This is a genomic window from Paenibacillus catalpae (genome assembly GCF_900112695.1).
Taxonomy (GTDB): Bacteria; Bacillota; Bacilli; order Paenibacillales; family Paenibacillaceae; genus Pristimantibacillus; species Pristimantibacillus catalpae.
Window position 1 is genome coordinate 504710 of the sequence record NZ_FOMT01000004.1, and the last position, 12758, is coordinate 517467.

9 protein-coding genes are annotated in these 12758 nt (G+C 50.2%); 1 reads left to right on the forward strand and 8 read right to left on the reverse strand.

Going from position 1 to position 12758, the window contains the following annotated elements; genetic code table 11:
• Positions 1-211 precede the first annotated feature (211 nt).
• On the forward strand, positions 212-2023 hold the full coding sequence (locus tag BM200_RS20055; RefSeq protein ID WP_091188420.1) for a 5'-nucleotidase C-terminal domain-containing protein: 1812 nt from the start codon (positions 212-214) through the stop codon (positions 2021-2023).
• 1028 nt (positions 2024-3051) lie between these two features.
• Here the strand turns inward: BM200_RS20055 and BM200_RS20060 are convergent.
• From BM200_RS20060 to BM200_RS20095, 8 genes are all read right to left on the reverse strand, one after another.
• Positions 3052-4263, reverse strand: a complete 1212-nt coding sequence (locus tag BM200_RS20060; protein WP_091188421.1) for an MFS transporter — start codon at positions 4261-4263, stop codon at positions 3052-3054.
• A complete protein-coding gene (locus BM200_RS20065) occupies positions 4263-4733 on the reverse strand; it encodes a cupin domain-containing protein (protein WP_091188422.1) in 471 nt (156 codons plus the stop codon). The genes BM200_RS20060 and BM200_RS20065 overlap by 1 nt, the downstream gene beginning before the upstream one ends.
• Before the next feature lie 171 nt (positions 4734-4904).
• Entirely contained in the window at positions 4905-5777 is an 873-nt protein-coding gene (locus tag BM200_RS20070; protein ID WP_091188423.1) for a family 43 glycosylhydrolase, read from the reverse strand.
• Between the two features lie 24 nt (positions 5778-5801).
• Positions 5802-6680, reverse strand: coding sequence for a carbohydrate ABC transporter permease (locus tag BM200_RS20075; RefSeq protein ID WP_091188424.1), 879 nt, complete (start codon positions 6678-6680; stop codon positions 5802-5804).
• Between the two features lie 51 nt (positions 6681-6731).
• On the reverse strand, positions 6732-7622 hold the full coding sequence (locus BM200_RS20080; RefSeq protein WP_091188425.1) for an ABC transporter permease: 891 nt from the start codon (positions 7620-7622) through the stop codon (positions 6732-6734).
• A gap of 91 nt (positions 7623-7713) precedes the next feature.
• Positions 7714-9342, reverse strand: coding sequence for an extracellular solute-binding protein (locus BM200_RS20085; RefSeq protein WP_175532936.1), 1629 nt, complete (start codon positions 9340-9342; stop codon positions 7714-7716).
• Between the two features lie 182 nt (positions 9343-9524).
• Positions 9525-10892, reverse strand: a complete 1368-nt coding sequence (locus BM200_RS20090) for a response regulator (protein WP_091188427.1) — start codon at positions 10890-10892, stop codon at positions 9525-9527.
• Positions 10889-12634 carry a sensor histidine kinase gene (locus BM200_RS20095; RefSeq protein WP_091188428.1) on the reverse strand — a complete coding sequence of 582 codons (1746 nt, stop codon included), beginning with the start codon at positions 12632-12634 and terminating at the stop codon, positions 10889-10891. The genes BM200_RS20090 and BM200_RS20095 overlap by 4 nt, the downstream gene beginning before the upstream one ends.
• Positions 12635-12758 lie beyond the last annotated feature (124 nt).

The window sequence follows — 12758 nt, forward strand, 5'->3', positions numbered from 1 at the left end:
CTTTTGGACATATGTTCATATTGAACGCAATCGATTGTGCATGAAACACAGAAAGCTGTTGTCGAAAATTCAGGGAATACGACGATCAAAAAGGACTTCTGGACTAATTTGCTAAATTTTCAGATAATTAACACGAAATTGGAAGGAAATATGTAGAAAGGCAACGAATACGTACTTGCGTTATAAGAAAAATAAACTGTGGAGGGATACGATGCTTATCAAGCTTAGAAAAATGAAGTGGGCAGTGTCAACGCTGCTTGCCGTCTCGCTTCTCGCCGCGTCCGTCGGTACGGCTCTTGCAGCAGAGGAAACGGCAGTCCCCGCTTCCGCCAAGCACATCACGCTTCTGCATACCAATGATACGCATGCGCGCGCCGTGGAAGGAACCTCAGGAGAAATGGGCTATGCGAAGCTTGCCGGCATTATTGACAGCTACCGCAAGGCTAATCCAAATACACTGCTGCTGGATGCAGGCGACGCGGTGCACGGGACAACCTTTGCCACGCTTGTGAACGGTGAAAGCGTTGTTCAAGTGATGAACAAGATGGGCTATGACGTCTTTACTCCGGGCAATCACGAGTTCAACTATGGCTACGAGCGTCTCCTTGAACTCGAATCGATGATGAAATTCCCGGTTATCAGCGCTAATGTTAAGATCGCCAAAGACAATACGTCCTTATTCAAACCTTATATCATCAAGGAAGTTGACGGCGTGAAGGTCGGCATCTTCGGCCTGACAACACCGGAGACTGCCTATAAGACGCATCCGAAAAATGTAGAAGGTCTCACCTTCGCCGATCCAACCAAAGACGCGCAGGCCATTGTCGATGAGCTCGAGGACAAGACCGATGTCATCGTCGCGCTTGGTCATATCGGCCAGGACACCTCCAGCGTGGATACAAGCCTGAAGATCGTTAAGGCAGTAGACGGCATTGACGTCTTTATCGACGGACACAGCCATACCGTTCTGGAGCATGGACTGACAGCCGATCATAACACGCTGATCGCTAGTGCCGGCGAATATACGAAGTACCTCGGCGTTGTGGATCTGTGGGTAGACGGCGGCAAAGTCGTGAAGAAGGAAGCAAAGCTTGAGAGCAAAGATACGGCTGCAGCTATCGCGCCAAATGCCGAAATTGCGGATTTTGTAGCTTCTATTCAAAAGAGCCAGGAAACCATCCTTGCCGAAGAAGTTGGAACGGCCAGCGTGAAGCTGGACGGTGAACGCGAGCAGGTCCGCGCCAGCGAGACGAACCTCGGCAACCTGGTCGCTGACGCGATTCGCGATGCAGCCGGTGCCGATGTTGCCATCACGAACGGCGGCGGCATCCGCGCCTCCATCGATGCGGGCACCATTACAAAAGGCGAGGTCATTACCGTCCTGCCTTTCGGCAATCAGATCGTATCGCTGAAGGTCAAAGGCGCCGATATCAAAGCGGCTCTCGAGAACGGCGTATCCGATTATCCGAATTCGAAGGGCGGCTTCCCTCAAGTATCCGGCATCACCTTCAAGATTGATACCGCGAAGGCAAAAGGCGAACGCGTCCACTCCGTCACGGTCGGCGGCAAGCCGTTGAACCTGAAAGCGGAGTATGTGCTCGCGACAAACGACTTCATGGCCGCTGGCGGCGATGAGTACACGATGTTCAGCCCTTACCCGCAAGCCGGCATGTACGGTTCGCTGGATGAAGCGCTAATCAACTATATCGCCAAGCTTGGCACGGCTAATCCGAAGGTTGAAGGCCGCATCACGGCCGCAGCAACTCCGGTTGTCACGCAGCCGAAACCAGATCCGAAGCCGGAGCCTAAACCTGATCCAAAGCCGGAACAACCAAAGCCGGAGCCTAAGCCTCCCGTTAAGCCGGAACCAGCGAAGCCCGCTGTCCATGTCGTGAAGACAGGCGATACGCTCTGGGCTATCGCCAAGAAGCACAACACCACCTGGCAGAAGCTTCAAGCCTTAAACCATATCAAGAACCCTAACCTTATCTACCCAGGGCAAAAAATCAAGCTGCCTGCTTAAGCAGGCAAAAAGGGCTGTTCCAGCCGGTCTTCATGACCGGCCTGGAACAGCCCTTTTGTTATGGGCCGCGCCGTTCATCCAGCCGAGACGGCTAGGTTAGTAACTACTTAGCCGAAGCCCCCGCACCCGCCTCCTACGTTGGATCTCAACAGCATAATGATGCGCCAAAGCCAAGTAACTATAGCTACATGGGATTCCATCCAGCGGAATCCGCTCATTTGGGCCAAAAGGAGCTCACAACGACGAAAGCTGCTGGAGGAAATCCAACGTAGCCTGCACCAGCGGGCATACGAGCTATCTTACGTTGGACAAACTCCAACGTAAAGGACGGACTAGTTAGCTGAAGCACTCCGCTTGCCTACCTACGTAGCACATAATGCAGGATATTGGAGCATCTGAGCCCTGTATTCAGTAATATCCTGCACAGATTGCAGGATATTCGGGCTAAATAGCCGAGTTTGGCTCGTTTCCGCGAAATATGCTGTATTCCCTGCAGCATATCTCATCTACCCCTGCCATTCTGGGCAAATATACTGCACTTCGTACAACGTGAGACAGCGGGTACGACTCGTAACCGGTAGTGGAGAGTACAACGTAGGTCTACCGAGAGAATAGACAAGTAACTAACTAGTTATCTGAAGTCCCCGCACCCGCCTACGTTGGATCTCATCCAGCATAATGATGCGCCAAAGCCAAGTAACTATAGCTAAAGTGGACTCCATCCAACGGAATCCGCTCATTTCGGCCGGAAGGAGCTCATAACAACGAAAGCTGCTGAAGGAAACCCAACGACGTACCCAGCACCAGCGGGCATACGAGCTTTCTTACGTTGGACAAACCCCAACGTAAGCGCGGACATACTACTTAGCTAAAGACCCGCTGCTCGCCTGCGCTACACATCATGCATCATAACTGGAGCATTTGTACATAAAGAACGGTTGGTGCCAACAACACAAAAAGAGCGGTGCCCGCAGGCACCGCTCTTTCCGTTCAAATCAACCCGCTTCCTTCTTAATGCGCAAGCTTGCTTACCCCTCCGCCCGCTCACGCTGGCGGCGCAAATACAAGAAGTACACGCCGAGATAAATCACATATAAGACAGCGGACAGCAGGAACATCGTCGTGTAGTCCGTCAGCGTAACGACAACTCCGAGCAGGATCGAGCCAAGCCCGATGCCGATATCGAAGAAGTTGTAATACGTCGCTGTTGCAACCCCGCGTCGTTCCGGCTGCACGAGGTTAATAACCCAAGCCTGCAGCGCCGGGAACATCGCGCCAAAGCCTGCGCCATAGAACACGCCGGCAAGCAGCAGCATGGCCATCGAATCCGTGTAATACAAGATCACGCAGCCGATTATACATAGGATCGCAGTGGGGAACAATACCCAGAACGGTCCTCTCCGGTCGAACAGCGGACCACTTACGAACCGGATCAGCACCTCGCTGATGGCCACAACGAGAAAGAAGTAGCCGGTGTGCGTAATACCAATATCCTTGCTGAATAACGTAACGAAGCTGAGCATACCGCCGAAGGCAAAGCCCACAAGCGAGCCAAGGATGGATGGCACAAGCACCTTAGGCTCAATAACCTCCGCCCAAGGCGAAGGCTTCACCCCAGCCGCATGAAGCTCTGCCGCCGCTGCAGCTTCGGCTGCCGCTATTTCCACCGTCTGGGCACGAGGCTGACGAACAAGCAGCGTCAGTACCAGGGTGATGGCGAGAAAGATCACTCCGGCTCCGAACAAGCCGGCATAATCATATTGCTCCAGAAGCCATAAGCCAAGCATGGGACCAATTGAGAAGGAGACGGCATTGCCCATGGCAAAGTACCCCATTCCTTCCCCGCGCCGTGCGGCAGGGATCGCGTCGGATACCAACGTGCCGTACAAGGCCGTTGCGATACCAAAACCAAAGCCATGCACAATCCGAAGAGCAAGCAAGGCAGAGATTGAAGCGGCTGCGTAATAGCCCGCCATCCCAACAAGGCAGATCGCAACGCCAATCAAGAGCAGCTTTCGCTTCCCAAACCTTCTTAGTCCGATCCCAATCAGGAGGCGGGACACTACGGCCGAGAAAGTAAAGATGCCAAGCAATAAGCCGATCTGCGACCCGCTTCCCCCTTGTTCGTCAGCGAAGAGCGGAAGCGTAGGCAGCAGCATCTCAATGGCAAAGAATAAGAACAAATTAGAGAACGCCAGCAGAATGAAATTTTTCGTCCAGAGCTTTTCTGATTGGTGCATTAAAACTTACGTTCAATCAATTTGAAGTCATCGTAATGGAAGCCTGGTGCTACGATGCAGGATACGAGTACCGGCTCATCGCCAAGCGGTCTGGCCTTCTGCCATTCGGTTGCCGGAACAAGCGCTTGCGGATGCTGGCCATTCGCAACATCGCCCCCAACAATAATCTCTTCACGAACTTCCGGATTCTCTGCCGTACCGCCCAAGGTCAGCAAGAGCGGGCTCCCGGAATGCCACAGCCACAGTTCGTCCGATAGAACCGTATGCCAATCCGACTCCTCACCGGGATGAAGCAGGAAATAAATCGAAGACGCCGCAAAGCGCGGTCCGGAATACGGCTCACCCAATACCGCCTGCGGAATTTCAAAATTCGCCTTCCAAATCTCTTTGTACCAGCCGCCCTCCACATGAGGCTTCAAGTCCAGCGCCGCTACAAGCGGGGATAGTTCTTTTACTGCTGTTGCCGACAATATTGCCCTCTCCTCTCTATCTCTCACACTATCTTTTTGTTAGCTGTGACCAATGTACTATGCAATGCCCAGTCCGTCAATGCATGAGTTGTGGATGCTAGCAATATAAAAGAGGCTGTTCCATTTTCGGAACAGCCCCCGTCTGGTCATACGAGTACTTAACCAGGTTATTTATTCATCCACGTCTACGTAAGGCTGACCGTCCTTGAAGCGCACTAATCCGATGCAGGTTTCACGGAGCACGCTGGCTTCCGGCTCGGCGAGCCGATGGTAGATCAGGTACCATTCATTTTCATATTCCGTAAGCGAAGCATGTCCTGTACCTACGGCGTTGACTGATTCCAGCGTCATCCGGTTATTCTCCGGCACCTCGTAAGGACCTAGAATATGGTCGCTGAATGCATAAGCAATCTGGTATCTTGGATCACGCGTATCATAGTTGCTCCATGTGAGCCAATAACGGCCGTCACGCTTTTGCATATGCGGCCCTTCATTGTACACCGAAATATCGCCCGCTGCGGCATCGCTGCCTTTGCTGTTATGAATTTGCGCCGACAATTGCACGGGCTCGGATTTGAACGTCGTCATATCGTCCTCCATCGGAACAATCCAGCACTTCCCTTGCCCCCACAGCAGATAGGGCTGTCCGTCGTCGTCGACGAATAAGTCCGCATCAATCGATTGGCAGTCATATTGATTACGGGTAATAAGCGGACGGTCCAGCATATCCTTGAACGGTCCAAGCGGAGAATCGGCAACGGCAACGCCAATCTGCGCCTCCGCAGAGAAATACATATAATATTTCCCCTTATATTTGGCGATGCCAGGAGCCCATGCCTGCTTGTCAGCCCAGCTGACATCGTTTAGGTCAAGCGCCAGATAAGGCCCGTCCCAGTTAACGAGATCCTTGCTGTGGAACACATGAAACTTCTCATACATCCAGCCGGCACTGTCCTTAGTCGGGTATAAATAATAGTCGTCGCCATCGCGCAGGATAAAGGGATCTGCCCAGAAGCCAGGCAATATCGGATTGTTGATTTGCATGCTGCATCTCCTTTTTGTGAATGCTTATTCCTTTACGGAGCCGAGAGTAATGCCGTGTACGAAATAACGTTGCAGGAATGGATAAATGATCAGGATCGGCAGCATCGTTACGACGATTTTGGCTGCGTTAAATGTCCGCTGGGAGAAGTTGATCAAATCCTCCGGTCTCGTGGAAGACGTAATCGATGGAGCAACCACCAGCTGCTGGATATACGTTTGCAATGGAATATTATGCTGCTTGTTCATTAGAATCAAGCCGTCAAAAAACGCGTTCCAGTGACTTACGATACTAAATAGAGTGACTGTTGCGATAGCCGGCATTGCAAGAGGAACGGCGATCGTAATGAGCGTGCGCCATGGACCCGCACCGTCCATTTTAGCCGACTCATTAATTTCCTTCGGCAAGCCTCGGAAGAAGTTCATCAGCAATATCACATTAAAGATGGGAACGGCCGTCGGGAGCACGAGCGCCCAGATCGTATCCGTCAAATGAAGGCTCTTCACGACCATATACCATGGTATTAACCCGCCCGTGAACATCATCGTGAATACGATGACCCACATATAGATATCTCTTCCCCTGAACTCTTGACGTTCCCTCGCAAGAGGGTAAGCCATCATAATCGTTAATACGAAATTGATTGCCCCGCCAAGCAGCACCCGCTTAACCGATACGCCGAAGGCATCAAAGAACCGGCTGTCCTTAAACATATATTCATAGGAATAAAAGGTGAAATCAACAGGAAACAAGGTAACTGCGCCGGATGCTGCCGCCGACTTGCCGCTGAAAGACAATGATACAACATTAATCAACGGCAGCAGGCAAAGCAGTGTAATGAGCAACATAACGAGCGTCAAAATAATATCAGTAGTCCTGATTCCGCGTTTACCTGTGAGCGGCATGGGACACTTCCCTTCTAATTACAATAATGCGTTCTCTCGGTGCTGCCCTGCTTAGAAAATGCGATAACCCGCAAACCTGGAAGCCAACTTGTAGGAGACAAATATAAGAATGAACCCGACAACCGACTTCAGCGCTCCAACCGCAGTAGCTAAACCATATTGATATTGGACGAGTCCGATGCGGTATACATAGGTGTCGATAATGTCTCCCGACTCGTAGACCAAGGGATTGTATAGGTTATAGATCTGATCAAAGCCCGCGTTAAGAATGTTACCGATGTTAAGCGTAGACACGAGAATGATCGTCGGCAAAATCCCCGGAAGCGTGACGCTCCAGATTTTGCGGATCCGTCCAGCCCCGTCAATGGAGGCTGCTTCATAGAGCGACGGGTTAATCGCCGTTAAAGCCGCTATGAAAATGATCGTATTAAAGCCAAACTCTTTCCATACATCGCTCAGAACAACAACAACCGGGAACCAGTTATTGCTGCCAAGGAAGAAGATCGGTTCGCCGGCAATGGCGGTTACCACTTGATTGACAATGCCGTTCTGCGAAAGCATATCGGTCAAAATACCGGCCAGAATAACCCACGAGAGAAAATGCGGCAAATAAATAATGGTCTGCATCCATCGTTTTAATCGGTTAAAGACGATTTCATGAAGCAGCAAAGCGGTGAATACCGGAATGAGCACGTTCATGAGCATTTTCATTACAGAAATAAAGATGGTGTTGAAGAAAATGGTTTTGCTGTCATCAAGCTCGAACATGTACTTAAAATTTTCCAAGCCAATCCATTTGGAGCCGAATATCCCTTTGACGGGAATAAAGTCTTGAAACGCAATCGCCATTCCAAATAGCGGAACTATTCCGAAAATAATAAGGAGGATCATGCCCGGCGCCAGCATCAGATGATAATGTAACGAATTTTTGGAATCTCGCAAAGCTCCCACTCCATCCTTAAGCAACTCTAATTTCACCGGAGCCTAAGCAAGTCTGCCTGGCTTTCGCTTAGGCTCCGATGCCCTGCATTTATTACTTCGCTGCTTCAGCGATTTCTTTCGTAATTTGATCGCCGCCCTGCGACTTCCACTTGTCTACGAACGAATCAAATGACTCTACCGGCTCATTGCCCATAATGATCTTGAGGAAGGTTTCATCCTCCAGCTTGCGAAGGTTCGCCCATTTGGTACGCATCGTGTCGGTTTGATCATAATAGATACCAACCTTGCGGTTGATCTTCTCATCCTGAATCAGCGGAAGAGCGCCTGTCAGAAACGCATGTCTTTGCGACCACGCGGCCAAATCCTTTTTCGGATTTTCTTTATCCTTCAAGTAAGAGTTGTAGATTTGCTTTGTTTCGCCTTGCAGGGTATCCGCGTTTGCTTTGCCGTCGATGACGTCTTGTACGAGTTTAGCCTTCTTCTCTTTATCGTCATAGTTGCTCAGCAGGAGGGAGAACGGCATGTTCATCCAGTTATAGGCGTCCTTCTCCACGATACCTTCACCTTGCAGCTGATCGGCATCAAATTGCATGTTGAGCGTCTTCAATACGGCCTCCGGATGCTTAAAGCCTTTCTTTACGACCAGATATCTTGTCGTCGGAGACGCCATATGCGTATTCATTTTCCCCTCGGGACTAAGCGGCGACAGGTACGATACCCACTCGGCCTTGGAATCCTGAGCAACGGAATCCGCCAGCATGCCAAACGGCAGCCACCATGGTCCGAAGAAAATACCTGCTTTGCCGCTAACGACAAGCTCATTGACCTGCTCATTCTTCTTCACAGCGAATTCCTTATCAATTACGCCTTCTTGCACCCAGCCTCTGATCTTGGCCAAAGCCTCTTTCACCTCAGGCTGAATCGAACCATAAACCGCATTGCCGCTTGCATCTTCCGTCCACAGCTGCGGATACGCATTGTAAGCACTAAAGATGGAGTCAAAGCCAAATACGCTCGTTCCGATGTTGACGATCACCTGATTGCCCAGTAGGCCAACGGAGCCTTTTTTGTCCATGAAGGCTTTCGTTACGTTAATAATGTCATCCATCGTTTGCGGAGCTTCCAATTGCAGTTCATCCAGCCAGTCTTGGCGAACCCACAGCATGTTCTGGGCATCCGCTCCCGGGCTTACGTTAGGGAAGGCCATAAGCTTGCCATCGAATGTTGCGGATGCAAGGCTGTAGCCGTCCGTAGAATCATAAGCCGCTTTGAGTGCCGGCGATACGAAGCTCTCGTAAGTAGAGGTCAGATCCTCGATCAGGTCCGCGTTGACCAATTGAACAAGCTGCTGCTTGTCTACGATCATGACATCAGGAATGTCGCCAGTCGAAAGCGTTAGTCCGACCTTCTGCATGTAGGCATCACCTGTCGCCTGCCATTCGTTCGTATATTTCACGTTCAGCTTCTCTGCGAAATAACGGGTCAGCTCGTTATCCTCAATCGTTGAGCCGCTTGGCAGCTTCGGATCAACCGCCGCTTCCTTGCCGATGCTTATTGTTACCGTTTCGGTCATCGGCGCGTACGGATCAGCAGGTTCTGTTGTCCCTCCGGCAGCATTCCCGCCTGTGTTATTGCTGCTATTTTCATTGCCGTTATTTCCAGAGCATGCCGTCAGTACCATCAGCGCACAAATGATTAGTATGCCTAGTGTTTTTTTCATCTCAGCTTTCCCCCTGCACATCATTTATTGTTACATCCCAAGTATAAGCCCGTACTGCGAATGTAAGGGTCGGAGCGAAGTTCACAATCAGGTGTGATTTTGTATCCGCTCTCATCAAGGGATAATGGCAGCTAGCAACATTACTCTCCGTTCCGGCTGACAAACTTCCTACCCCGTCTTTTCTACCTCTCCCATTGCTTTCGAAAATCTGAAGGCAGCACTCCAATTTCCTGCAAAAACAGCTTGCTGAAATACTTCTCGTCCTTGAAGCCAACGAGTTGAGCAATCCGATAGATAGGCGTATTCGTATGCACGAGCAGCTTCTTCGCTTTGGACATCCGAATTTCGGTCGCGTAATCATTAAACGACTTTCCGGTCACGTTCTTGAAGCATTGGCTGAAATACGTCCGGCTCATATTGGCAATGCCCGCGATCTCATTCTGGCTGAAATCCATCTCTTCCTGTTCATGCATATAACGGATCGCTTTATAAATCACCCGCAGGATGTCATCGCTATATTTGGTCTTGCATACGATGCTGCGGAGCTTAGTGCGCTCCTCTTCAAGCACATCCCGCCATTCCTCCCACATGCGAAGCGGCTCCAGGCGGAAAATCAGCTGCATCGACCATTCCAGCATTAGCAGCCAGCGGCCGTTCTCCAGAAAGGCAGGGAACAGCAAGCTCTTCAGCTCGCTCATCGGCAATCGCATGGCCGCTGTATTCCGCAATAATTCCTCGTATACCTCATTGCTATAGATCCATTCCGAATTGTTCCACCGATGGCCAAGCCGGGTCTTCTCCGGGTTCAGCGGCTCCTTCTCTTCGTCGGCCTTCCACTCCCAGAAATTCAGCATCTTCGTATAATCGTATAGCAATCCTGCCGCGAGATAGCCATGCAGCTTGTCCACCGCATCGCTTAGCGGAACATGGCCTAAGCCATGCACAAGCACCGGCAGGCAGCCTGCCTGTTTAATATCGTTAATTAAGGATTGTTCCTCATACTCTCCAATATTGCCCAGCGAGAGAAACCAGCAGCGTCTCTCCAGATAGTGAATCACATGGCCGGCGGACAGCTTTTGAACCAATTGCCCCGCCTTCGAGGCGTCCTCAAGCTCAAGAACAACCATCACCCTGTCGAAGGTCTTCACTTCAGGCGCGGTTCTCACCTTCACCTTATCCTCATAGCTGTGCACAATACGCTCCAGCACCTCATCCATCACGTCGGTTTCCAGATCATTCTTAACGATATAATCAATCGCTCCAAGCCTAATGGCTTTCTGCGCAAACGAAAATTCCTCATGGCAGGACAACACGACTGCCGATTTGGCCGGATATTGTTCATTCATTGCCTCGATCAGCTCAAAGCCCGACATCTCCGGCATCATCAGATCGGTAAACACGAGATCAATCTCTAATGTCTCCAGCAGTTCCAGTGCCTTTCTTCCGTTCCCCGCTTCGCCTACAACCTCGATGTTGTATTTTGCCCAGGGCATCATTGAAATCAATCCGCGCCTGACCAGCTTCTCATCGTCTACTATAATGACCTTCATTGCTGGGACTCCTCCTTCTTATACATAGGCATACGAATGGATACCGTCGTACCCTCCCCGATTTGGCTGTCTATATTCAGCTGGCTGGCGCCGCCCGTAAAGCTGCTCAATGTCCGCACGACATAATTAAGGCCGATCCCCAGACCCGAAATATTATTTTTCCGCGTATCCGACTCCAGCAGCTCCTTGATCTTCTCCGGACTAATCCCGTTCCCGTTATCCTTGACCATAAGAACCAGCATCGCTCCCTGCTCCTGTGCGGTTACCTCGATGATTCCTTTCTCGTCCATCATCCCGTGATACAAGGCATTCTCTACGATCGGCTGTAAAATAAACCGCGGCAGCGGCGTTTCCAGAAACTGCTCGGGGATGGAGTAGCGGACGTCAAACTCGAAGTCGTACCTGATTTTTTGCAGCTCGACATAATCATTCAAGGAATCTATCTCATCCTTCAGCGTAACGATGGTGCCGTCCTTCGCTAAATTGTATTTCAACACCTTAGTGAATAGCGACAGGAAGCGATCGATCTCGTGCTGTCCCTTCAGTCGTGCAAGCCACTGTGCTGTATTAAGCGTGTTGTACAAGAAATGCGGGTTGATCTGGGCCATCAGCTTCTCCATCTCGATCTCCTGCTTTTCGCTTGCTTCCTTTGCCACTTCTTTAATCAATTTCTGAATGCGGTATTGCATATCACTAAAGTTTTGAATGAGAAAATCAAACTCCCTTAGTCCCGTCATTTGAAAGTTATCATTAGGCTCTTGGCTGATAACGGCGGATATGCCCTTGCGGATGCGGTGCAGCGGCGCGATAACGACCCTCCATGTCCGAAAGGCGGACCATATGCTGATCAGCAGTCCAAGTACAACGATAAAAGCATATTTGACGAACCAATCTCGAATCTCCTTCTGGTATTCGCCCTTCTCAACAAACACGCCAAGTCTCCACCCTTGACTGCCCGTCACCTCGTGGAAATAGTATCGCTTCATCTTATTTGCATCATATGTGCTGCCTATCGGAGTCAACTCGGGTTTGTCGCTAAAGAGAATGATGCCGTCATTAGTCATAAGCAAATGAGATACATTCATCCCATATTGCTCTTTGTTAAGTATATTTTTGATGACGCTCACATTCGTTTCCGCATACACGATCAGGGGGTTATTGGGATCCGTAATGCCGCCAACGCTTCGCACAATGGAGAATACGGAAATATCATTGTATTTATAAAGGGTTAAGTGCGGACCGTTGAAGATATGGTCGGATTTGACGGAGAGCTTCGGCAATCGGTCAAAATCGGGGTGCAGATCTCTTGTTATATAATTGTTATACTGAATTTCTCCCGTGGTCGTATCATAATAAAAAACTAGGCCAATTGTCGGATTCGACGCGTTAAGGATGCCCATATTGCGTTGAATGGCCGAAACCAGCTGCGATTTCTCGTAATTGTCCTCGCTTGTTTGGAGCGCTTCTACATCGTGCCCCACAAATCCTTGGTAAGACATTTGCTGGGACACGTCATAGAGGTTTTCCAACGTTTCCTCCAATGAGCCGCTCACCCTCTGCAAATTCTGCTCAATGCCCTTTTCGATTTTGTTATACAGAATATTGTAAATCGAATACACCGTCAAAATACCGACTAGAACCAGCGGTATGACGGAGCTGACAAGCAACGTCCAATAAAGCTGACCGCGCAGCGTGTCCCATCCGAAGAACCGCTTCACATAGGAGCCTTCTCTCTCATCCATAACTTTCACCTGCCGAGATATATTTTGAACAACCACACTATATCACAATTTGTTTATACGAGTATTTCTTAACCTGTGGTTATAGGAGTAGAACAAAAAGACGCACCGGATGGAACCAGTGCGC

Coding starts and splice junctions, on each gene's coding strand:
- BM200_RS20070 (WP_091188423.1), bottom strand. CDS start 5,777: ATGCAAATCAACAATCCGATATTGCCTGGCTTCTGGGCAGATCCCTTT.
- BM200_RS20085 (WP_175532936.1), bottom strand. CDS start 9,342: ATGAAAAAAACACTAGGCATACTAATCATTTGTGCGCTGATGGTACTG.
- BM200_RS20095 (WP_091188428.1), bottom strand. CDS start 12,634: ATGGATGAGAGAGAAGGCTCCTATGTGAAGCGGTTCTTCGGATGGGAC.
- BM200_RS20060 (WP_091188421.1), bottom strand. CDS start 4,263: ATGCACCAATCAGAAAAGCTCTGGACGAAAAATTTCATTCTGCTGGCG.
- BM200_RS20090 (WP_091188427.1), bottom strand. CDS start 10,892: ATGAAGGTCATTATAGTAGACGATGAGAAGCTGGTCAGGCGCGGATTG.
- BM200_RS20055 (WP_091188420.1), top strand. CDS start 212: ATGCTTATCAAGCTTAGAAAAATGAAGTGGGCAGTGTCAACGCTGCTT.
- BM200_RS20075 (WP_091188424.1), bottom strand. CDS start 6,680: ATGCCGCTCACAGGTAAACGCGGAATCAGGACTACTGATATTATTTTG.